Below are 21,026 nucleotides of genomic sequence, written 5' to 3'. Positions count from 1 at the left end.
CCGTGGCGAGCGCCAGGGCCAGGAGCAGGGACAGCGCGGTGCATCTTGCCGTTTTTCTTTTCATGGGAATCATCCTCCTTCGTATGGGGGCCTCTGCGGGGCCTTCTACCCTCGTAACGAACGAGCACATGATTTTCATACAGGATTCTCAAAACTTGTTCGAAAAAGTTTTATCCGTCCTCTGGCCCGGCGCGGAACGGCAAAAAGAGGCGGCGCGGGAAGAAGTTCCCGCGCCGCGCGCTCTGCTTCTATTCGCTCAGGTCCCGAATTTCCTCTGCGGTGTACCCCAGGCCGGTCAGCACCGCTTCGGTGTGCCAGCCCTCCGGGTACCCCGCGTGACGGTACGCGGCGGGACAGTCGGACAGCTTGATGGGGCAGCCGAGCTGCCGCACGGTCCGGCCCTCCGCCAGGGGCAGAGGGACGTCGGGCACCAGTCCGCGGGCGTTGATGTGCGCGTCCGCCGCCGCCTCCGCCAGCGTCAGCACCGGCTCCACGCAGGCGTCGTAATGGGAGAAGAGCTCCGTCCACTCGTCCCGGCTCTTGGTCCGGAAGATGTCCCGGAAGGTCTCTTTTACCAGGGGCAGGTCGGCCTTCCGAATCCGCCCATCGGCCCACTCAGGACGGCCCAGCCCCCGGCACAGGTCGGCAAAAAACTTGGGCTCCAGGGAGCCTACGCTCATGTAGCCGCCGTCGGAGGTCTCATAAAAGTCGTAGACCTCCCCGCCGTTGAGCATCTGGCTCTCCCGCTCCGGGGCGGGGGCGCCGGCCAGGAAGCAGGCGCCGTCCATGGAGTTGAAGGGCACCATGCCGTCCAGCATGGCCACGTCGATGTACTGGCCCCGGCCGGTGACGTCCCGGTGGTGGACCGCCGCCAGGATGCCCACCACGCTGTTCATGGAGCCCACGGCCACATCAGCCACCTGCATGTTGGTGAGCACCGGGCCGGTGGCCTTCCGGCCCGCCGAGGCCATGACCCCCGAGCGGGACATGTAGTTGATGTCGTGCCCGGCCCGGGGGCTCAGGGGGCCGGTCTGTCCGTACCCGGTGAGGGAGCAGTAGATGAGCCGCGGGTTGACCCCCCTGAGAGTCTCATAGTCCAGGCCCAGCTTGGCCATGACGCCGGGGCGGAACTGCTCCACCAGGATGTCATACTCCAGAATGAGCCGCTTTACCGCCTCTACGGCGGAGGGCTTCTTCAAATTCAAAAAGATGGTCTTTTTGTTGCGACCCAGCCAGGCCGCCGCCGCGGTGGTGCCGGAGCCCTCGATCTCCGGGGGCCAGTGGACCACCAGGTCGTATTTGTCCCGGCCGCTGACCTTGAGGACCTCGGCTCCCAGGTCCGCCAGCAGCAGGGTGGCGTAGGGGCCGGGGAGAAGTGTGGAAAAGTCCAGAATCTTGAGTCCGTCCAGAGCACCCATAAAAAAGCCTCCCTTTTCTTGATGCTTCCAGTATACGGAAAGTTTCAGCCCGCGTCAATCCGGCGGAGCAAAAGAAAAGAGGACAGCCCCCCATCAAAGCCCAGTGCAGCGGGTTTGATGGGGGGAGGAGGAACGGAAGGAGGAAGCGACAAATTTTCAATAAAAAAGTCGCCGTGGACAATGGAAAGTCCGCGGCGACGTGGAGCAGGTGACGAGGCTCGAACTCGCTACCTCCACCTTGGCAAGGTGGCGCTCTACCAGATGAGCTACACCTGCAAGCGACGTGATATATTATAAGAAAATACGCCGCAATTGTCAAGGGGTAAATTCAATTTTTTCGCCGCAGGCGGGGTAATCCTCTGCGCTCCACTCGGCCCCGGAGAGGGCCTGGTAATCCTGGTCGGTCAGATAGAAGCCGTCCCGGCCCAGTGAGGCGTCCACATGGCGGTGGCTTCCGTCCACGGTGACGATGTTCCAGAAGTGCTCCTGTCCGTCCAGAGTGCCCCGGACCACGGTGCATTCGGCCCCCACTGTGTCGCACAGCAGTTGGAAGGCCAGGGCAAGCGCCTCGCTGTCCGGGGCGCCCTCCACCAGGGCGGCGTAGGGCCAGGAGGACGGGACAAGGGAGCCGCTCTCCTCCGGCGCGGCGGCTTCCAGGGCAGCCCGGTGGTCCAATAGAGCTCCAAACAGGGCAGAGAGCAGCAGCCGGCCCCGGAAATTCCGGCTGACGGCGGGCTGGGCCACCTCCCGGGCGGCCTCTTGGAGCTGGGCGCTTTTAAGGCGCAGGGCCTCCACCGGCTCGGCGTAGGTAAAGGAAATCTCCACAATACGCTGGTAGCCCGCGTCCGGGTAGATGGCCACGGACAGCTCCGGCATGCCGAAGGCGGCCGCCGGGGTGTCATAATAGGCCTGGAGGGCCAGGGCGCGGATGTAGTCCTCGTCCTCATTGAAGTAAGTCACCCGCAGTACCGCCTCCGGCTGAAATTGGGCCAGGGCCCCCTGGACCTCGCTGCGGATGGCGCTGGAGCCGGTGACGGGGACGACGCTGCGGATCTGCTCCAGGGTACGGCGGTAGCCGATGGTGATGGTGGCCTGATAGTAGGTGAGGATGCGGGAGAATTCGTGCTTGATGTAGTCCACCGCATAGGCTCCCAGTGGGTCCTCATGGCTCACCTCCAGACAGGCGGCGGTCAGGTCGGCTTCCACATCCCGGGTGTTGTAGTTGCTGAGCTGGATGACGCCCTGCTCCTGACAGGCGGAGACCAGGCTGAGGATGCCACTGACCAGCTCCTGGTAGTTCTCCACCCGGATGACCGAGGAGTCGTCCTCGGCGGCGGAGAGCATGCTGTGGGGCTCCACCGTCAGGTACTCCCCGTGGAGCATGGCCTCGCAGCCCGTCAACAGCAGAGACAGGCAGAGCGCCAGGGCCAATATCCGCGTTTTCAAGGGCTCTGCCTCCTCTTATGTATCGGGTGGGCCCGGGCCTCAGTAGCCCAGGGGCTCGTCCACCAGCACAACCTCAAAATCCATGGACGTGGGCTTCTTCCAATAGACCACCAGGGCCGCGCAGATGCGCTCCGGGCTGGAGCAGTTGTAGCACCGGTCTCCCTTGGCGGCGCAGGGGGTCTTGCGCTGCAGGCGCTGGGCATTCTTGGGGGCGGCAATGTTCCGTGCCCGCCACAGGGCCGATTCGTAGTCCGGAGCCACCTTGTTGACGCCGATGATAAAGTAGACCTTCTCGTGCCCGTACAGTCCGGAGGAGACCCGGTTGCCGTTGCCGTCGATGTTGATGAGCTCGCCGGTCTCCGCCGCGCCGTTCACCGAGGACAGGTATACCTGGCAGGTGGCGGCGGCGGCCTGGTCGCCGTCCCCAGTCCAGTGCCAGTGCAGGGTATTGTGGGTGCGCAGCCGCTCGGCCAGGCCCATCTCCAGCACGGTGATGGAGCCGCCCACGCCCACCGTCTTGCCGTCGATCTGGTCGTCCAGATAGTCGGCGGCCTGGGCGGCGGTGGCGAAGTGGGTCACTTCAAAGCCGTTTTTCTGCAGGTTCTGCTTCAGTTTTTCCAGATCAGCCATAGTCATGTTCCTCCTGGATTAAGATCAGATGTCGTTTTGCTTGTAGTCCCGAAAGCCGTCGCCCAGGACCTCGTGGGCCTCGCACACGATGATGAAGGCGGCGGGGTCCAGCTCCTTCACCAGCCGCTTGATGGCCACGATCTGCCGCTGCTTGAAGGCCACCAGCAGCACCTTCTTCTCCGCCCCGGAATAGGCGCCCTCCCCGTGCAGGATGGTGACGCCCCGGTCGATGTCCCGGATGATGGCGTCGGAGATCTCCCGGTGGCGGTCACTGATGATGTAGGCCACCTTGGCGTTGTCCAGCCCGTAGAGCACCATATCCATGACCAGCGTGGAGATATACAGGGCCACCAGGCCGTACAGGGCGCTGTTCAGGTTGCCGAAGGCGACGGCCACCGCCACGATGACCACCAGGTCGATGACCATCAGCAGCTTGCCCATGGGCAGCCAGGCCAGACGGAGCTTCAGGAGGCGGGCGATGAGATCGGTGCCCCCGGTGGTAGCCCCCTGAAGGAACACCACACCCAGGGAAGCGCCCATGAGCACGCCGCCGTAGATGCAGGCCAGCAGGGGCTCCATGGGTCGGAAGGGACCCGCCAGAGCGGTCATGCCGTCGATCATCAGGGAGGAGACAAACATGGCGTACAGGCTGGTCACCAGCAGGTGGCCGCCGATGAACCGCCAGCCCAGCAGGAACAGGGGGATGTTCAGCAGGATAACCACCGTGCCGATGGGGGCCCAGGGCAGAGCCGAATGGATGATCTGAGCCACGCCGGTGATGCCGCCGAAGCCGATGAGGTTGGGGGCATAGCACCAGTTGAAGCCCAGCGCGTAGACCGCGCTGGCCAGGGTGAGCCAGAGATAGGCGGTGAAAGTCTTGTATACACGCTGCTTCATGGGTTACCTCGGTTCTGAATGTGTTACAGCAGGGTCATCTGCTCCTCGCCCCGGTCCTCCTCCTTCAGCAGGGCTCCCGCCACCGGGAGGGAGCGGGCCCGGTAGCGGGCGGCGTTGACGATGGGCGTGTCGGCCAGGGGGCGGGCGTCAGCCACCTGATACTTGGGCTTGAGGGTCATCACGTTGACCCCCTGGGTGGCGCGGGTGGATTTGGGCGCCAGGGAGGCGGTGTGGAAGATGAGGCACCGGCCCTCCGTGGAGGTAACGGCCATCTCCAGATCCTCCTTGAGCAGCAGGGCGGTGACCAGAGGGCTCTTGTCGGAGTAGGCCCCCGTCAGCTTTTTTCGCTTGGTCTGGGTCTGATAGGCGGACAGCTCCACCCGGGCCGCCTTGCCGTTTTCGAAGAAGAAGAGGATGTGGCCGGCGAAGTCGCCGGTGACCACCGCCCACAGGGGACTCTCCCCCTCGTCAAAGCCCAGCTTGGTGGGCAGGTAGTCCCCCAGTACGCTGGCCTTGGCGTCGTCGAAGTCGGACAGCCACGCCTTGTAGCACTGCTGGCGGTCGGTAAAGACCAGCAGCTCGTCCCGGTTGCTCCCTTCCCACTGGAGGAAGGGGCCGTCCCCCTCCTTGTACTTCTGCTCCGAGGACATGCGCAGGGAGGCGGGGGTGATCTTTTTAAAGTAGCCCTCCCGGGAGAGAAAGATGTGGACGGGGTAATCGGGCACGTCGGCAACCGGCTCCGCCGTCTCGGACTCGTGCTCGTAGACGATCCCGGTCCGGCGGGGCTGGGCGTACTTCTTCTTGACGGCCTCCAGTTCCCCGATGATGACCTGCTTGATGCGGCCCGGGTCGTTGACCAGGTCCCGCAGGTCGGCGATCTCGTCCTCCAAGGAAGAGGTTTCCTCGGTCCGCCGCAGGATATACTCCTTGTTGATGTTGCGCAGGCGGATATCCGCCACGTATTCGGCCTGGACCTGGTCAATGCCGAAGCCGATCATCAGGTTGGGGACGACCTCGGCGTCCTCCTCGGTCTCACGGATGATCCGGATGGCCCGGTCGATATCCAGCAGGATCTTTTGCAGGCCCTGGAGCAGGTGGAGCTTTTCCTCCCGCTTTTTCAGGACGAAATAGGTCCGGCGGCGCACGCCCTCCATGCGCCAGGCGGTCCACTCCTCCAAGATCTCCCGCACCCCCATGACCCGGGGCATCCCGGCGATGAGAATGTTGAAGTTGCAGGAGAAGGAGTCCCGCAGGGGGGTCATGCGGTAGAGCTTCTGCATCAGCTTGTCCGGATCGGTGCCGCGCTTGAGATCAATGGTCAGCTTCAGACCGTTCAGGTCGGTCTCATCCCGCATATCGGCGATTTCCCGCAGCTTGCCCGTCTTGACCAGCTCGGCCACCTTGTCCATGATGGCCTCGGCTGTGGTGGAGTAGGGGATCTCGTAGATCTCGATGAGATTCTCATCCTTCACATACCGCCACTTGGCCCGCACCTTGAAGGACCCCCGCCCGGTACGGTAGATGGCGGACAGCTCGTCTGCGTCGTAGAGCAGCTCGCCGCCGGTGGGGAAATCGGGGGCCTTCAGGGTGGACATGAGGTCGTGGCCGGGGTTTTTCAGGTAGGCCACGGTGGTGTCACACACCTCGCCCAGGTTGAAGCCGCAGATGTTGGAGGCCATGCCCACGGCGATGCCCATGTTGGAGGACACCAGCAGGTTGGGAAAGGTGGTGGGCAGCAGGGTGGGCTCCATCAGGGAGCCGTCGTAGTTGGGAGTGAAGTCCACCGTGTCCTGGTCGATGTCCCGGAACAGCTCGGCGCAGATGGGGTCCAGCCGGGCCTCGGTGTACCGGCTGGCGGCCCAGGCCATGTCCCGGGAGTAGACCTTGCCGAAGTTGCCCTTGGAGTCCACCAGAGGGTGCAGCAGGGCCCCGTAGCCCCGGCTGAGGCGGACCATGGTGTCGTAGATGGCGGCGTCGCCGTGGGGGTTGAGCTTCATGGTCTGGCCCACGATGTTGGCGCTCTTGGTCCGGGCACCCCCCAGCAGCTTCATGGTGTACATGGTGTACAGCAGCTTGCGGTGGGAGGGCTTGAAGCCGTCGATCTCCGGGATGGCCCGGGAGACGATGACGCTCATGGCGTAGGGCATGTAGTTGATTTCCAGGGTCTCGGTGATGGGCTGCTCCAGCACCTCGGGATGCAGGCCCATCACATTGGGATCGGCCGGGCGGTGCTTGACCTCGTCGTCCGGCTTCTTTTTCTTAGCCATTGGTATCAATTCCTCGTTCGGTGGATTTCCGGGCGCGCGGGGGCCGGAGGCTCACTCCAGGTTCCACAGGTCCTCGGCCGGGAGGACGGCGGCGCCCTCGGGCGGGGTGACGGCGGGCGCGGCGGAGGTGGTCTTGGTGGAAGCGGTGACGGTCAGGCGGAGCACGCCCTCATTCTTGACGTGGTACTCCAGCTCGATCTCACTGCCGGAGAGGGCCAGGGACCAGCCCGCGGTGATGCGGCCCTCGGTGGAATAAGCGGAGTAGGGCTCGGGGCGGTAGACCAGACTGCCGGTGACGGTGCCATCGGCTTTCACGGTGAGAGTGAGGGCAAACTCCCGGATATCCTCCGCGGTGGAATAGGAGCCGCTCTCCGCCAGCAGGTCGCCCAGGTCCTCCTTGCTCAGGGTGAGCACGGAGTCCCGGCCCTTCTGTACAAAGCGGTCGTCGCCCACCAGGGCGGCCAGGGTGTCGGCGGCCTCGGTCAGATACTGGTAGCTGCGGGCATAGGAGTACCCGTTGGCATCGGGGCCGCTCAGCAGGTAGAGATAACCGCCCACGGTGGGGGTAACGTCCGGACTCAGGTCCAGATAGCCCTCCAGGGACTGGGAGATCCACACGTCCTTGGGGTACGGCTTGCCCAGGATGGAGAACAGGGAGGAGAACAGGGACATGCGCAGATAGAGCATCTCGTTCTCCTGGTCCAGCCGGGCGCCGAAGTCCCCCTTCAGCAGGGCGCTGTACTGCCCCGGTAGGGCGTCGTCCGTGGATTGGGTGAGAGAGGGATTGGCGGCCTTCAGAATGTCCATCAGAGAGGACAGGTCATAGGAGCCGCTGAGCTCCACGCCGGCGGCACCGGACAGGGCGGTGAGCGCGGCGCTCATGGTCCAGGTCTGGTCCCCGTCCAGGGAGTTGAACTTGGTATATCCGGCGGTGATGTCCACGGCGGACTGATAGTTCTTCCCATCCTCCGGGGCCCAGGCGGCCAGGGCGCGGTTCAGAACGGTAAAGCGGGCGTCGGTCTCCGCGATAAAGCCTGCCCGATCAAGGAGGACCACGGTCTGATAGGCGTCGTCCCAGAACACCTCGTAGCCCGCGGCCACGGCCGCGTCGCGCAGGGGGACGTACCCGTCCGCGCCGCCGGTTGCCGACGAGCCGATGGCGGCGTTCAGCGCGTCGGCGTAGACGTAAGTGACGCCGTCCACCGCATAGGGCGGTTTGTCCTGAGGGAAGGAGAGGTAAGTACCGTCCACCATGACGCCCAACTGGCCGGGCACCCCGCCCATGGCGAGGATCTCCTCGTTGCGGGTGTCCTCCCAGGACTGGCTCCAGGCCATGCTGTAGATCATATCGTCCAGCATATCCTGCCGGAAGTCCTCTTCAGCGGCCAGGTCCATCCAGCGCATGTAGTCCTCCTTGCCGCCGGACCACCAGCTATAATTTTCCTCAAAATAGGCGTCGGCATCGAAGGCGGCGATGACGCCGGGATGGGCGGCCTCGAACTCGTCCAGCATGGCCTGGCGCTCCTCCTGGGCGATGAGGGTGTCCACATAGTCGTCCAGCATGAAGTCCTTGAAGGCGTCCTGGGTCTCCAGTCCCCACTCCGCCATGAACGCCTGCTTCGGGTCCTCATAGTAGTGTGCCTGGAACCAGGCGTCGGGGTCAAAGGCGCTGAGGGCGCCGGGATGGGCGGATTCGTACTGGTCCATCCAGGTCTGACGCGCCTCGTCGGCCTGCATACCGGCCAGCCAGTCGTCCCGCATGAAATCGCAGAAATCCTGCTCGGTCTCCAGACCCCAATCGGCCATAAACTCCTCCTTGGAGGAGTACCACCAGTCGGACAGGTACTCGTTTTCAAAATAGGCGTCGGCGTCGAAGGCGGCCGCCTCCTCAGGGTGAGCGGCCAGCCACTGGGTCTTCCAGGCCACCCATTCCGGGTCGGTGTTTTCGCCCTCATAAGCCAGGACGGGCACGGCCAGGGAGAGGGTCAGGGACAGGGCCAGCAGCAGGGACAGGAATGTTTTTTTCATAAGTAAGCCTCCTTTGTTAAAATGAGAAGCCGGAGCTGCCGCTTTCAGCGGCCCGATTTCCATGGATGACCGCTATCTTCATCCGGGGAGGGGGACGACGCCGGTCTGGAACAGATTGTCGTCCAGAAGGCGGGCCATATCCGGGGTGGCGCGCATTTCCCGATAAAGCAGGCCGCGGCTGGTCTGCCACACGTCGGCGGCGTCCTGACCGCTCCAGGCACACCAGCCCTCCAGATAATTTTCATAGGCCGCTTCCCAGGCAGAGAACTGGTCGCACAGGGCCTGCGCGGCGGGCTCCACCAGCTCCAGGGCTTCATAATAGGTCACGTAACCGGCCAGATAGCCCCACTGTGCCAGATGGCTTACCCGGAACAGGTCCCAGGCGGGGTAGGTCTGGTCGAGCGACTGGACCAGGGTCCCGACGGCAGCGATCAGGGCCTCCCGGTCGGTGATGCCCCAGCTATCGGCCAGAATCTGCCGGCCAAAGTCGGGCCCGGTGGTCTCCAGCCGGTTGGATACCACGCCCCCCACGGGGTTGGCGCCAAAGCGGCGCTTGCCGCCGAAAAGGTGCGCCTCCTGGGGGTTATTTTCATAGTTGAGCAGCGCACCCATGGCCAGGGCCCAGGCCTCCAGATTCGAGTCGCCTGCCACAGACTTGTCCTCCTGTATGACCACATGCTGCTGGCCGCCGTTCCACTCCACGCTCTGGCCAAAACATTCGGCGATATACCGGATGGGGATGTATGTGCGGTTGTTCTCGGCGTAGGGAGCCACATCCATCTGGAACGGCTCGCCATTGCGCAGGGCCTCCGTGCGGTCCAGGGTCATGACGAAGGTGTCGGCGGCCCGCCGAATGGTGATCTGCCGGGAGCTGGCGTCATAGTCCACTGTGGCTCCCATGAGCTCGGCCAGGCGACGAATCGGGACCATGGTGCGCTGGTTCCGGGTCTGGGCGGTGGTGGTGTCCACAGCGTCGGCGCTGATGCGGACGGAACGGGGATGGACCAAGTCGCCGTCCAGGGTGACGAAAAGGAGGCTTTTGGCATAGGCCAGCCGCTCGGCGGACACGCCGTTGGCCTGCCCCCAGTTCAGGATCTGGTCCATGGTGAATGATGCGTAGGGGAAGAGATATGCCACCGAGGCCGCATAATAGCCAAGGGCTCCTTCCAGCCCGGTGGTCAGGTCATGGGTCCACAGCTTGGACCGGGCGTTCCAGAGGTAGGCCAGATAGCAGGCGGGCTCATCTCCCTTGCCGTAGTAGGCGGCCATCTCGAAATCGGAGGAGATCCCGACGGTCTTCCCCTGGGCTGCGGCGTTGAGGGTGTACTTCACGTCGATGAGCCCCAGCTCGAAGCGCACGCCGGGGTCGTTGGATTTTTTCAGCTCCCTCTGGCGGTTGTACAGCACGGTGCTGGAGCTGCTGGTGGGAGCCAGATTGCCCGCCGCCGCGTCCTCCCGCAGGGAGAGGATCTTGCTCCAGGTATCGCCTTTGTAGGCCTGGCTGTTTGCAAACACCGCGTATTCCTCCGCCGGACACCAGGCGGGGGGCGTCGGGCCGGCGGCTCCTGCGGCAAAGGAGGGAATGGAGAGGGACAGGGACAGAGCCAGCAGCAGGGACAAAAATCGCTTTTTCATGGGGTGCCTCCTTATGGATCGTGATCGCGGGGACGGAAGCGGTGCGGGGGTTCAGGAGATATCGGCCAGCTCCAGGTATTTGTAGCCGTTGTCGGCGATGTGGGTTTTGCGGCCGGTGAGGTTGTCGCCCAGCAGCAGGTCGAAGACCTGGGCGGTACGGGTTACGTCCTCAGGCATGACCCGGATGAGCCGCCGGGTGGCCGGATTCATGGTGGTCAGCCACATCATCTCCGGCTCATTCTCGCCCAGACCCTTGGAGCGGTTGATGATGCACTTCTTATCCCGGAGCTCCCCGCCGAGGATATCGTTTTTCTCCTTGTCCGAGTAAGCAAACCAGGTCTTTTCCTTATAATTGATCTCGTACAGGGGGGATTCCGCGATGTAGACGTACCCCCGCTGGATCAGGGTGGGGGTGAGCCGGTAGAGCATGGTGAGAATCAGGGTGCGGATCTGGAAGCCGTCCACGTCGGCGTCGGTGCAGATGACGATCTTGCTCCAGCGCAGGTTCATCAGGTCAAAGGCCGCCATGTCCTTGGCGTGGCGGTCGTTGACCTCCACCCCGCATCCCATGACCTTCAGAAGGTCGGTGATGATCTCACTTTTGAAGATTTTGGCGTAGTCGGCCTTGAGGCAGTTGAGGATCTTGCCCCGGACGGGCATGATGCCCTGGAACTCCGCGTCCCGGGAGAGCTTGACGCTGCCCAGAGCCGAGTCGCCCTCCACGATGTAGAGCTCCCGTCGCTCGGTGTCCTTGCTGCGGCAGTCCACAAATTTCTGCACCCGGTTGGCGATGTCCAGACTGCCCGACAGCTTCTTTTTGATGTTGAGGCGGGCCTTCTCCGCCGACTCCCGGGAGCGCTTGTTGATGAGCACCTGCTCGGCGATCTTCCCCGCGTCGAAGGGGTTTTCAATGAAGTAGACCTCCATCTGACTCTTGAGGAACTCGGTCATGGCGTCCTGGATGAACTTGTTGTTGATGGCCTTCTTGGTCTGATTTTCATAGGAGGTTTGGGTGGAAAAGTTGTTGCTGACCAGTACCAGGCAGTCCTGGATGTCGTTCCAGGTGATCTTGCTCTCGCTCTTCTGGTACTTGCCCTGGGCCTTCAGATAGCCGTCGATGGCCGAGACGAAGGCCGATTTCACCGCCTTCTCCGGACTGCCGCCGTGCTCCAGCCAGGAGGAGTTGTGGTAGTGCTCGATGACCTGCACCGTGTTGGAGAAGCAGAAGGACACCGACAGCTTTACCTTATATTCCGGCTTGTCCGCCCGGTCCCGGCCCTTCCGCTCGGCCTGCCAGAACACCGGGGCGGTGAGAGGATTTTCCCCCGCCAGCTCGGAGACGTAGTCCACAATGCCGTTTTCATACCGGAATTCGGTGGTCTCGAACTTGCCGCCGGCCTGATTGCGGAACCGAAAGGTGACTCCGGCATTGACCACCGCCTGCCGCTTGAGAACGTCCCGATAGTAGTCCACCGGAATGTCGATGTCGGTAAAGACCTCCAGGTCCGGCTTCCAGCGGAATTTCGAGCCGGTCTTTTTCCCGCTGTGGGGGGCCTTCTGCAGCCCGCCGATGTTCTCTCCCTTCTCGAAGTGGAGGGTGTACTCCAGGCCGTCCCGGTGGATGACGGCGTCGAAGTACTCCGAGGCGTACTGGGTGGCGCAGGAGCCCAGACCGTTGAGGCCCAGGGAATATTCATAGTTGTCGCCGTCGTTGGTGTTGTATTTGCCGCCGGCGTACAGCTCACAGAACACCAGCTCCCAGTTGTACTTCTGCTCCTTCTCGTTCCAGTCCACTGGGCAGCCCCGGCCGAAGTCCTCCACCTCGATGGACTTGTCCTCGTAGCGGGTAACGGTGATGAGGCTGCCGTGGCCCTCCCGGGCTTCGTCGATGGCGTTGGACAAAATCTCGAATACGGCGTGCTCGCACCCCTCCAGCCCGTCGGAGCCGAAGATGACCCCGGGCCGCTTGCGGACCCGGTCGGCCCCCTTCAGGGCGGAGATGGATTCGTTGCCGTACTGCTTGGCGCTTTTTGGCATGGGACTCTCCTCACATTTCCATAATAACTCAAGATATAGTGTATCCCATTTGACAGCAATGTGTCAAGGAAAGGCGGGCTACAAAAAAACCACGGCTTCGCGGAAGGCGGGACGAAAAAGCGCGCCGCAGGAATCTTCCTGCGGCGCGTTGCGGTCCTGCGTCCTTCCGCCTGACAAAATCGTCTCGCGGGGGAGGACCTCTTAAATCCGGACAGGCGTGCGGCTGCTTTGGGGTTGGGTTTTAAAAAACGTCTCCCAATGCGCCGGCCGTCCTTCCGCCTTTCGCCTGAGGGCGGTCTTTGGATTCCCTCCGCCCGTCAGAGCGGCGGTTCCGTGTCGCCCGGCACCGGCTTAGAAGGAAATGCGGCTGCGGGGCAAAGCGCGTTCGACTTTCAGCCCCGACTGTCCTGCCCGGATCTAGTATGCGCGGGGTGCGCAAGAGCATGCCCGGATTTTTCTGGTATGGGACATGGCATAATTGTCCAAACTTACCATAGACTATATTGAAACAGAAGGGAGGCGGTCCAAATGGCGGAGGCGGCGCGGGTCTTTTCCTTCCGCAGACGGGCGGAGAGCGAGCAGGAGTCGGAGAAACGAGCCCTGAAGGAGGGACTGGCCCAGACCCGGACCCTCATCAGCCAAGCGTATGCCGGCTTCAACAGCACCCACGACCCGGACCTCATCGAATCCTATGTCTTTGAGATCAATTCGCTCCAGGCCCGGTATTCCTACCTGCTCCGGCGGGTCAAGGAGATGGAGAGCTGCGGGGAGGGGTGAGGCATGACGCTGATGACCGATACCCTGCCCTGGCTCCTGGTGGGCCTGCTGGCGGTGGGGGTGCTGGCCCTGCTGGGCCGCCCCCTGAAGCATCTGCTCCGGCTGTGCCTGCGGACCGGGGTGGGGCTGGCCGCGCTGGCGGCCTTCAGCCCTGTGGGCGGCCTCATCGGGGTGAGCCTGGGGGTCAATCTGGCCAACGCCCTGGTGATGGGGCTGCTGGGTGTGCCCGGCTTCGGCCTGCTGCTGATGCTCCACTGGGCCTTGGCCCTGTAAAAAACAGGACCGGTCCCGGACGCAAAAAGTGGGCCGGCGTTCACAGTTTTGTAAAATCCCTGTCGTAAAATGGGTGCACTGATTCAGAAATGAGGTGCATCCCATGCGACAGGGATTTTTTACGGCGCTTTTCGCCCTGGCCCTCACGGCCGGATTGACGGTGGGGGCGGCCGCAGCCTCCTACACCGACGTGGCAGCGGGGGCCTGGTACTACGACGCGGTGACCAAGGTCACCCGGGACGGGCTGATGAACGGCACGTCGGAAACCACCTTCTCCCCCGAGACCCCGGTGACCCGGGGTATGGTGGCGGCAGTGCTCTGGCGGCTGGCGGGCAGCCCCGCCCCGGCGGACCGGAGCTCCTTCCCCGATGTGGAGGGCTGGTACTATTACGCCGACGCGGCGGCCTGGTGCGCCCAGCAGGGCATCGCCGCAGGGTACGGCGACGGCTCCTTCGGCGGCGGCGACATCGTCACCCGGGAGCAGCTCGCCGTTTTTCTGTGGCGGTACGCCCAGTATGCCGGCCTGGAGCTGGCCGCCGGTGTGCTGGACATCTATCCCGACCGGGACGGCATCCACACCTGGGCCCGGGAGGGCATGGCCCACGCCGTGGGTGCGGGCCTTATCACCGGCAGGGACGGCAACCGCCTGGACCCCGGCGGACCGGCCAGCCGGGCCCAGCTAGCCGTCATCCTCCGGCGGCTGACCACCCCCGCGGTGGGATAAGGAGGGGCGCTCCCGCTTTATTAACTTTTCATGAATCTTTTTAGGCCCGAATTGACGAAGAGCCCCGAAAGCGATATGATTTGTTCGTATTTGAAGCAGTCGGCCAGAAGGGAGCGGCAGACATGAAGGGTTCCGGCGATATTCTGATGCGATACCTCAAGGTGACACAGCACATGTCCCGTCTCTTTCGGGAGCATTTTGGACGGCTGCACCTGACCTTTCCACAGGCGCTGGTGCTCACCGTGCTGGGTGAGGAGGGCCCCATGCCCATCAGCGCTCTGGCCGAGCGGACGGGCAGCGCCAATTCCACCGTCTCCGGCATCGTGGACCGGCTGGAAAAGCTGGAGCTGGCCCGCCGGGAGCGCTCCGGTGAGGACCGCAGGGTCATCTACGTGGCCGCCACCGCCCGGTATGAACAGCTCCGGAAAAAGACCGAGACCGACGTGGGGGGATACTTTTCCTCTGTGATGGATACCCTGACGGAGAGGGAAAAGGACCAGATCATCGCGGCGCTGTCTCGCCTGGATGAGGCCCTGCTGGCCTGGGAGGCCACAGAATAGCCGCCGGAAAGAGCCTTCTCTTTCCTTTTGCGGCTCGCCGTGATATACTGCTTCCGCCCGACCGATGAACATCCGCTTGCGATCAAAGGATGAAGTTGAGATGAGAAAGAATTACGGCTATGATTCTTACCGCGGCCGCTCTCCCCTCCGCAGCGTACTGAAATGGATCATCGCCCTGTTGGCGGCGGTGCTGGTGCTGACGGTAGCTGCATTGCTCTGGCTACAACAATTTATGGTTTACTCGTCTGAGGGGGGAAGGCTGGTGTTCCCGTGGACGGAACAAAATACCCCTTCTGCAAGCCCCTCTGCAGAATGGGAGTCCCCGGCGGTCAGCCCCACGGTGGTGGTGGTCACCCCGGAGGCCCCTGCGCCGGAATACCTCCACGCCGCCCTGCTGCCCCGGGAGGCCCTTTCCGACGGCACTGCGGAGGACCGGCTGGCGGAGGCCGGGGCGCAGGCCGCCCTCTTTGATATGAAAGGGGACGATGGCTCCCTGGCCTATGTTTCGGCGCTGGATCTGGCCGTCCGTGCCGGGGCCTCTTCGGCGGACCCGGACCGCAACGCCGCCATCCGGGAGCTCAACGGCCGGGAAGGGCTCTATACCGTGGCACGGGTCTCCTGCTTTAAGGATGACAAGCTCTCCGACGCCGACCGGAGCCTGAATATTATCACCAACAGCGGCTACCGCTGGACCGACCCGGAGGGGCTCAAGTGGTCCAGCCCCACCAGCCAGACGGTGCGGCAGTATGTGGCCGGGGTGTGCGCCGAACTGGCCGCCCTGGGCTTTGACGAGATCCTGCTGGACAACGCCGGCTACCCCACCCAGGGCAACCTGGGCTATATCAAGCCGGGCGCCGCCTATGACAGAGCGCAGTTCTCGGCCGTCATTGGTGAATTCTACAAGGAAGTAGAGGAAGCCCTGAGCGACTACCCGGAGGTCCGGCTCTCCGTGGCTACCGATCGGGACACGCTGGAGAAGGGCAAGGACGAGCGGTCGGGTCAGACCGTGGCCGCCCTGGCGCAGAGCGCCGACCGCCTCTGGGTGCGCGGAATCGGAACCGGCTGGGCACAGTGCGTGGAACGCTTGGAAGCCGTGGGCTTCGAGGAGCCGGAGGTCCATTTGGTGTCCGTGCAGGATGAGCCCGGTGCCAAGGATCGGAGCTGGGTGTGCTGGCCGTGAAAAAAAGAGGGCTGGATTTGTATGAGTTAAACAAAAAATGGAACCCTAAAAAAGGGCGCGCGGGGCATCCCGTGCGCCTTCTTTTTAAAACCGGTACTGCTGTTCCGTGGAACGGAACAAAATAACTAGGTACGAAGAAAAAATGCACAAAACTGCACAAGAGCCTGCAAAAGGCAAGGTTGCAATTCCGAAAGGAATAAGGTATGATGCTAATTATCATGGGAGGCATTATACCATGGAAGCGAGATTGAAAGGCGGTGATAACATGTCCCTGGAAGCAGTCCAAATGGTGACGGAGACCGAGCAGAGAGCCCTTCAACGCAAGGCAGAGGCGGTGGAGGCGGCCAAAAAGCTGGTGTCCGACGCCGAGCGGGCGGGCAAGGAGCGGGTGGCCGCGGCGCGGACCGATGCCGAGGCCCAGGCCAGACAGATGATGACCCGGGCAGAGGAAGCGGCTGCCAAACACACAGAGACCGTCATGGAGGAAACGCGGCGGTCCTGCGATGACCTTCGCCGGGCGGCGGAAGGAAAGTTGGAGGACGCGGCGGCACTCATTATCAGAAGGGTAGTGGGAGTCTAATATGTCCATCGTCAAAATGAAACACATTCGCCTGTTCGGCATGGCCGCGGACCGGGAGACCCTTCTCCGGCAGCTCCAGCACCTGGGCTGCGTGGAGATCAGCGAACCCACCGACAAGCTGGCGGACCCCGACTGGGCGGCCCTGACCCGGGTAGACGACGCGGGCCTGGCCCGGGTCAAGGCGGACGCCGCCCTCCTGAACGCCGCCCTGAACACGCTGAAGGGGATCGGCAAGGAGAAGGGGGGGCTGCTACAGGCCCGGCCGGAGGTCACCGAGGGGCAGCTCTTCGACGAAGGGCTGCGCGCCTCCGCCATGGAGGCGGCCCAGGCGGTCAACGCCCAGGAAAAGCGGATCTCCGCCATCCAGAACGAACAGGGCAAGCTCCGGGCACAGAAGGCCGCCCTGACCCCCTGGCTGGAGCTGGACATCCCCCTGGAGACCACCGGTACCCGGGAGGTGTCCGCCACCTTCGGCGCGGTGATGTCCACCGTCGCCCTGGATACGGTGAAACAGGCGCTGGAGGAGGCCACGGAGCTGGTGGAGGTGATCCCCGCCGGCAAGGACCGGGAATTCCAGTACGTATTGATCCTATGCCACCGCAGCGCCGAGGAGACCGCCTTCGAGACGCTGAAAAAATTTGGCTTTTCGCGCTCCTCCCTGCGGGGATGGACCGGCACCGCCCGGGAGAACACCGACCGGCTGGAGGGCGAGCTGCGCCGGCTGGAGGGCGAGCTGGCGGAGGCGAAAGGCGCCATCGCGGCCCTAGTCCCCCACCGGGAGGACATCAAGCTGTGCATTGACCGCATGACCCAGGAGATCCAGCGGGAGGAGTACAAGGGCCGGCTTTTACAGTCCCAGGCCACCATCTTCTTCGAGGGCTGGGTCCCGGCGGAAAATCTCCCCGCCCTGGAAAAGGTGCTGGGGCAGTACCCCGCCGCTTGGGAGGCCAACGACCCCGCGCCGGAGGAGTACCCTCAAGTCCCCATTAAGCTCAAGAACAACAAACTGACCAGGCCCCTGAACATGGTCACCAACATGTATGTGCTCCCCGCCTACGACGGCGTGGACCCCAACCCGCTGATGGCCCCCTTCTTCATCTTCTTCTTCGGACTGATGATGGCGGATATGGGCTACGGCATCCTGATGGTGGCCGCCGCCCTGGTGGTCATCTACAAGATGAAGCCCAAGGACGGCATGGCGGACTTCGCCGGACTGCTGCTGCTGTGCGGCATCAGCACCTTCCTCATGGGCGCACTGACCGGCGGCTTCTTCGGGGACTTCATCCCCCAGATCGCCAAGATCATCAATCCGGCCAGCACCCTTGCGCTGCCCGCTCTGTTCACCCCGCTGAACGACACCCTGGCGATCCTGATCGGCTCGCTGGTGCTGGGCCTGATCCAGATCATCACGGGTATGATCATCAGTGTGGTGCGGAAGGTCCAGACCGGGGACGTGGCCGACGCCATCTGGAGCGAGGTCACCTGGTGGATCATCCTGGGCGGCGCGGCCCTGGCCATCCTGGGCATCGGCAGCGTGGGCGGCTACCCCGTGGTGCTGATCGTGGGCCTGGTGATGCTGGTCATCGGTTCCACCCGCAACGCCAAGGGCTTCGGCAAGCTGACCGCCCTCATCGGCGCGGTCTACAACGGCGCCACCGGCTTTTTCAGCGACATCCTGTCCTACGCCCGCCTGATGGCCCTGATGCTGGCCGGCAGCGTCATCGCCCAGGTGTTTAACACCTTGGGCTCCGTCACCGGCAATGTGGTGGGCTTCGTCATCATCTCCTTCATCGGCAATATGCTCAACTTCGCCCTCAACCTGCTGGGCTGCTACGTCCATGACCTGCGGCTCCAGTGTCTGGAGTTCTTCGGACGGTTCTACAAGGAGGGCGGAAAGCCCTTCCGACCCCTGTTCATTCACACCAAATATGTTGATATTAAGGAGGAATAATAACATGTTGGAATTTTTTGAGGCGTTTGGCGGAATTGGCCTGGCTTTCCTGGGCGCGGCGCTGGCGGTGGGCCTGTGCTGCGTCGGCTCCGCAAGGGGCACCGGCATGGTGGGCGAAGCGGCCACCGGCCTGCTCACCGAGGCTCCCGAGCACTTCTCCAAGTGCCTGATCCTGCAGGTGCTCCCCGGCACTCAGGGCCTGTACGGCCTGGTCATCTGGTTCTTCGCCCTGTTCACCATGGGCGCCTTCTCCGGGGGGATCGTGCCCCTGACCGTGACCCAGGGCCTGACCATCTTTGTCTCCTGCATCCCCATGGCCATCGGCGGCTGGCTGTCCGCCAAGTACCAGGGCCGCGTGGCCGCCTCCGCCATCAATGTGGTGGCTAAAAAGCCCGACGACTGGGCCAAGGGCATCATTCTCTGCGGCATCGTGGAGTTCTACGCCATCCTGTCCCTGCTGGCCTCCGTGCTGCTGCTGATGAACGCCCTTTAATGGGGAAAGGCGGTAACCGAATGAACGGAATCGAAAAGATCACAGGTCAGATCGACGCCGATGTCCAGAAGGAGATCGACGAGCTGACCGCCCAGGCCCAGGCCCAGGCGGCGGAGATCTCCGCCAAATATGAGGCGCAGGCCAAAAGCGACTCCGGCGCCATCCTCCAAAAGGGGACGCAGGATGCCGCGCAGCGGGAGGAGCGGCTGGCCAGCGTGGCCCAGCTCGAGGCCCGTAAGCTGGTCCTGGCCGCCAAGCAGGAGATGGTAGGCAAGGCCTTTGACAAGGCCCTGGCCGATCTGGCGGCCCTGCCCGACGAGCAGTACGTGGCTCTGCTGGCCGATCTGGCCGTCAAGGCCAGCCGCACGGGCCGGGAGCAGGTCATCTTCTCCCAGAAGGACCGGTCCCGCTTCGGCAAGGCGGTGGTCACACGGGCCAACGAGATCCTGGCCCGGCAGGTGGCCCCCAAGCTCCCCGACGAGCTGACCGAGACCAAGGCGGGCGCCGTGCTGGACAAGGTGGTCACCGGAGCCTCGGCCGTGCTGGCCGGTACCGGGATGCTCACCATGGCCGAAGAGACCCGTCCCATGGCGGGCGGCCTCATCCTCCGGGACGACAAGGTGGAGACCAACTGCTCCTTCGAGGTGCTCATCCACCTCCAGAAGGAGGACCTGGCCGCGGAAGTGGCAAGGGCGCTTTTTGAATAACGGTCCCTCACCGGACGGAAAGGAGGGCGCCAAGTGGCGAAAAAAAGAAGCGAATACGACTATCTCTACATCTCCGCGCGCATCCACGCCATGGAGAACCGGATGCTGACCCGGGAACGGATGGAGCGGATGCTGGACGCCCGTACCGCCGAGGACGCGGCCAAGGTGCTCACGGAGTGCGGCTATGAGGACTTCCCCGCCCTCACCCCCGCCGCCATCGAGCACCTGCTGGACCAGGCCCGGCTGGAGCTCTTTGCTGATCTGCGGAAGGCGTCGCCCGACCCGGGCATCGTGGACGTGTTCTGCATCAAGTATGATTATCACAACGCCAAGGTGCTGCTCAAGGCGGCCGCCATGGGGACCGACCCGGCCGGACTCTTCATCGACGCCGGGCGCTGCCCTGTCCGGCAGCTCCGGGAGGACTTCGAGCGGGAGGACCTGGACCACTGCACTCCAGTGTTCCGGCAGGCCGTGGCCGAGGCCCGGGGCGTGCTGGCCTCCAGCGCTGACCCCCAGGCCGCCGACCTGATCCTGGACCGGGCTTACTACGAGGAGATGCTCCAGGCCGCCCGGTCGGTGAACAGCCGGTTCCTGGAGGGCTATGTGCGCCTGAGCATCGACAGCGCCAACCTGCGCTCGGCGGTCCGCTCGGCCCGCATGGGCCGGGGCGCTGATTTTCTCAAACGGGTGCTCATTCAGGGCGGCAATGTGAAGCTGGACAGCCTCATCGCGGCGGCCACCGGTGGCGCCGACCTGGCGGGCGTCTTTGCCCGGACCCCCCTGGAGGGGGCGGCGGAGGCCGGAGCCAAGGCCATGGAGGGCGGACCCCTCACCGAGTTTGAGCGGCTGTGCGACAACGCCGTCACCGCTTATCTGACCCAGGGCAAGCGGGTGGCCTTCGGGGAGCACCCCCTCATCGGCTACCTCTATGCCCGGGAGGCAGAGCTCACCACCATCCGGATCATCCTGACCGGACGGCTGGCGGGCCTGGATACGGACGCCATCCGGGAAAGGCTGCGTGATAGCTATGTCTGACCACTATAAGATCGCCGTGCTGGGCGATCAGGACAGCGTCCTGGGCTTTAAGGCCCTGGGCCTGGACGTGTTCCCCGCCGAGACGGTGGAGGAGGGCCGCGAGACCCTCCACCGGCTGGCCCGGGAGAGCTATGCCATCGTCTACCTGACCGAGCAGCTGGCCCAGGGGCTCGCCCCCGAGATTGCCCGTTACAAGGACGACCTGACCCCTGCCATCATCCTGATCCCCGGCAAGAGCGGCAGCCTGGGCATCGGCATGGACAACGTGAAGAAATCCGTGGAGCGCGCGGTGGGCGCAGACATTTTATAGGAAGTGCGGCGTGAGCCGCCCCCGATTTTAAGAATGGGACCCCCGGCGAAGCCACGAGATTTCGTTGGGGAGAGGAGG

19 protein-coding genes and 1 tRNA gene are annotated in these 21,026 nt (G+C 63.7%); 11 read left to right on the top strand and 9 right to left on the bottom strand.

The genetic code is table 11. The features are described from left to right. Positions 1-248 precede the first annotated feature (248 nt). From B3H64_RS04250 to B3H64_RS04210, 9 genes are all read right to left on the bottom strand, one after another. Positions 249-1,418, bottom strand: a complete 1,170-nt coding sequence (locus B3H64_RS04250; protein ID WP_050617280.1) for a CaiB/BaiF CoA transferase family protein — start codon at positions 1,416-1,418, stop codon at positions 249-251. A 200-nt stretch (positions 1,419-1,618) separates the two neighbouring features. Beyond that, positions 1,619-1,694, bottom strand: a tRNA-Gly gene (locus B3H64_RS04245). Positions 1,695-1,733: 39 nt separating this feature from the next. Continuing rightward, positions 1,734-2,864, bottom strand: a complete 1,131-nt coding sequence (locus tag B3H64_RS04240) for a hypothetical protein (protein WP_286733238.1) — start codon at positions 2,862-2,864, stop codon at positions 1,734-1,736. Positions 2,865-2,903: 39 nt separating this feature from the next. Next, a complete protein-coding gene (locus B3H64_RS04235) occupies positions 2,904-3,494 on the bottom strand; it encodes a lactate utilization protein (RefSeq protein ID WP_050617278.1) in 591 nt (196 codons plus the stop codon). A gap of 24 nt (positions 3,495-3,518) precedes the next feature. Next, on the bottom strand, positions 3,519-4,391 hold the full coding sequence (locus B3H64_RS04230) for a YitT family protein (protein WP_050617277.1): 873 nt from the start codon (positions 4,389-4,391) through the stop codon (positions 3,519-3,521). Positions 4,392-4,414: 23 nt separating this feature from the next. Beyond that, positions 4,415-6,658 (bottom strand): DNA gyrase subunit A, encoded by a 2,244-nt coding sequence (locus B3H64_RS04225; RefSeq protein ID WP_286733236.1) that lies wholly within the window; start codon positions 6,656-6,658, stop codon positions 4,415-4,417. A 51-nt stretch (positions 6,659-6,709) separates the two neighbouring features. Beyond that, positions 6,710-8,686 carry a hypothetical protein gene (locus tag B3H64_RS04220; protein ID WP_286733233.1) on the bottom strand — a complete coding sequence of 659 codons (1,977 nt, stop codon included), beginning with the start codon at positions 8,684-8,686 and terminating at the stop codon, positions 6,710-6,712. Positions 8,687-8,764: 78 nt separating this feature from the next. Beyond that, positions 8,765-10,321, bottom strand: coding sequence for a stalk domain-containing protein (locus B3H64_RS04215; protein WP_286733231.1), 1,557 nt, complete (start codon positions 10,319-10,321; stop codon positions 8,765-8,767). 51 nt (positions 10,322-10,372) lie between these two features. Further along, on the bottom strand, positions 10,373-12,358 hold the full coding sequence (locus tag B3H64_RS04210; RefSeq protein ID WP_238073679.1) for a DNA gyrase/topoisomerase IV subunit B: 1,986 nt from the start codon (positions 12,356-12,358) through the stop codon (positions 10,373-10,375). A 528-nt stretch (positions 12,359-12,886) separates the two neighbouring features. Between B3H64_RS04210 and B3H64_RS04205 the strand changes: the two genes are divergently transcribed. The 11 genes from B3H64_RS04205 (at position 12,887) to B3H64_RS04155 (ending at position 20,948) form a co-directional block, all read left to right on the top strand. Continuing rightward, the gene (locus B3H64_RS04205) at positions 12,887-13,135 is read left to right on the top strand and encodes a DUF2508 family protein (RefSeq protein WP_050617272.1); all 249 of its coding nucleotides are present in this window, start codon (positions 12,887-12,889) and stop codon (positions 13,133-13,135) included. Between the two features lie 3 nt (positions 13,136-13,138). Further along, positions 13,139-13,408: a pro-sigmaK processing inhibitor BofA family protein gene (locus tag B3H64_RS04200; protein WP_050617271.1), complete on the top strand. Its 270-nt coding sequence runs from the start codon at positions 13,139-13,141 to the stop codon at positions 13,406-13,408. 103 nt (positions 13,409-13,511) lie between these two features. Further along, positions 13,512-14,132, top strand: a complete 621-nt coding sequence (locus B3H64_RS04195) for an S-layer homology domain-containing protein (protein ID WP_238073677.1) — start codon at positions 13,512-13,514, stop codon at positions 14,130-14,132. A 122-nt stretch (positions 14,133-14,254) separates the two neighbouring features. Further along, positions 14,255-14,692: a MarR family winged helix-turn-helix transcriptional regulator gene (locus B3H64_RS04190; protein ID WP_050617269.1), complete on the top strand. Its 438-nt coding sequence runs from the start codon at positions 14,255-14,257 to the stop codon at positions 14,690-14,692. A gap of 100 nt (positions 14,693-14,792) precedes the next feature. Next, positions 14,793-15,872 carry a putative glycoside hydrolase gene (locus B3H64_RS04185; protein WP_286733227.1) on the top strand — a complete coding sequence of 360 codons (1,080 nt, stop codon included), beginning with the start codon at positions 14,793-14,795 and terminating at the stop codon, positions 15,870-15,872. Between the two features lie 265 nt (positions 15,873-16,137). Next, positions 16,138-16,452 (top strand): hypothetical protein, encoded by a 315-nt coding sequence (locus B3H64_RS04180; protein WP_050617599.1) that lies wholly within the window; start codon positions 16,138-16,140, stop codon positions 16,450-16,452. 1 nt (position 16,453) lies between these two features. Continuing rightward, positions 16,454-18,403, top strand: a complete 1,950-nt coding sequence (locus B3H64_RS04175) for a V-type ATP synthase subunit I (RefSeq protein ID WP_286733224.1) — start codon at positions 16,454-16,456, stop codon at positions 18,401-18,403. Between the two features lie 4 nt (positions 18,404-18,407). Next, positions 18,408-18,896: a V-type ATP synthase subunit K gene (locus tag B3H64_RS04170; protein ID WP_050617266.1), complete on the top strand. Its 489-nt coding sequence runs from the start codon at positions 18,408-18,410 to the stop codon at positions 18,894-18,896. A gap of 20 nt (positions 18,897-18,916) precedes the next feature. Next, positions 18,917-19,603 (top strand): V-type ATP synthase subunit E, encoded by a 687-nt coding sequence (locus B3H64_RS04165; protein WP_238073674.1) that lies wholly within the window; start codon positions 18,917-18,919, stop codon positions 19,601-19,603. 33 nt (positions 19,604-19,636) lie between these two features. Then, positions 19,637-20,638 carry a V-type ATPase subunit gene (locus tag B3H64_RS04160; RefSeq protein ID WP_242853669.1) on the top strand — a complete coding sequence of 334 codons (1,002 nt, stop codon included), beginning with the start codon at positions 19,637-19,639 and terminating at the stop codon, positions 20,636-20,638. After that, positions 20,631-20,948, top strand: a complete 318-nt coding sequence (locus tag B3H64_RS04155; protein ID WP_050617264.1) for a V-type ATP synthase subunit F — start codon at positions 20,631-20,633, stop codon at positions 20,946-20,948. Before B3H64_RS04160 ends, B3H64_RS04155 begins: the two co-directional genes overlap by 8 nt. The last annotated feature ends 78 nt before the right edge of the window (positions 20,949-21,026 follow it).

Source organism: Intestinimonas sp. UBA1698 (assembly GCF_002320075.1).
In the GTDB taxonomy this organism is placed as follows: Bacteria; Bacillota; Clostridia; order Oscillospirales; family Oscillospiraceae; genus Intestinimonas; species Intestinimonas massiliensis.
This window is presented reverse-complemented; position numbering and strand designations above follow the sequence as displayed.

Bases quoted from the DNA above. Each gene is read 5' to 3' on its own strand.
- B3H64_RS04185 (WP_286733227.1), top strand. From the start codon at position 14,793: ATGAGAAAGAATTACGGCTATGATTCTTACCGCGGCCGCTCTCCCCTC.
- B3H64_RS04170 (WP_050617266.1), top strand. From the start codon at position 18,408: ATGTTGGAATTTTTTGAGGCGTTTGGCGGAATTGGCCTGGCTTTCCTG.
- B3H64_RS04225 (WP_286733236.1), bottom strand. From the start codon at position 6,658: ATGGCTAAGAAAAAGAAGCCGGACGACGAGGTCAAGCACCGCCCGGCC.
- B3H64_RS04220 (WP_286733233.1), bottom strand. From the start codon at position 8,686: ATGAAAAAAACATTCCTGTCCCTGCTGCTGGCCCTGTCCCTGACCCTC.
- B3H64_RS04165 (WP_238073674.1), top strand. From the start codon at position 18,917: ATGAACGGAATCGAAAAGATCACAGGTCAGATCGACGCCGATGTCCAG.
- B3H64_RS04230 (WP_050617277.1), bottom strand. From the start codon at position 4,391: ATGAAGCAGCGTGTATACAAGACTTTCACCGCCTATCTCTGGCTCACC.
- B3H64_RS04250 (WP_050617280.1), bottom strand. From the start codon at position 1,418: ATGGGTGCTCTGGACGGACTCAAGATTCTGGACTTTTCCACACTTCTC.
- B3H64_RS04155 (WP_050617264.1), top strand. From the start codon at position 20,631: ATGTCTGACCACTATAAGATCGCCGTGCTGGGCGATCAGGACAGCGTC.
- B3H64_RS04210 (WP_238073679.1), bottom strand. From the start codon at position 12,358: ATGCCAAAAAGCGCCAAGCAGTACGGCAACGAATCCATCTCCGCCCTG.
- B3H64_RS04200 (WP_050617271.1), top strand. From the start codon at position 13,139: ATGACGCTGATGACCGATACCCTGCCCTGGCTCCTGGTGGGCCTGCTG.
- B3H64_RS04205 (WP_050617272.1), top strand. From the start codon at position 12,887: ATGGCGGAGGCGGCGCGGGTCTTTTCCTTCCGCAGACGGGCGGAGAGC.
- B3H64_RS04190 (WP_050617269.1), top strand. From the start codon at position 14,255: ATGAAGGGTTCCGGCGATATTCTGATGCGATACCTCAAGGTGACACAG.
- B3H64_RS04180 (WP_050617599.1), top strand. From the start codon at position 16,138: ATGTCCCTGGAAGCAGTCCAAATGGTGACGGAGACCGAGCAGAGAGCC.
- B3H64_RS04215 (WP_286733231.1), bottom strand. From the start codon at position 10,321: ATGAAAAAGCGATTTTTGTCCCTGCTGCTGGCTCTGTCCCTGTCCCTC.
- B3H64_RS04175 (WP_286733224.1), top strand. From the start codon at position 16,454: ATGTCCATCGTCAAAATGAAACACATTCGCCTGTTCGGCATGGCCGCG.
- B3H64_RS04195 (WP_238073677.1), top strand. From the start codon at position 13,512: ATGCGACAGGGATTTTTTACGGCGCTTTTCGCCCTGGCCCTCACGGCC.
- B3H64_RS04235 (WP_050617278.1), bottom strand. From the start codon at position 3,494: ATGGCTGATCTGGAAAAACTGAAGCAGAACCTGCAGAAAAACGGCTTT.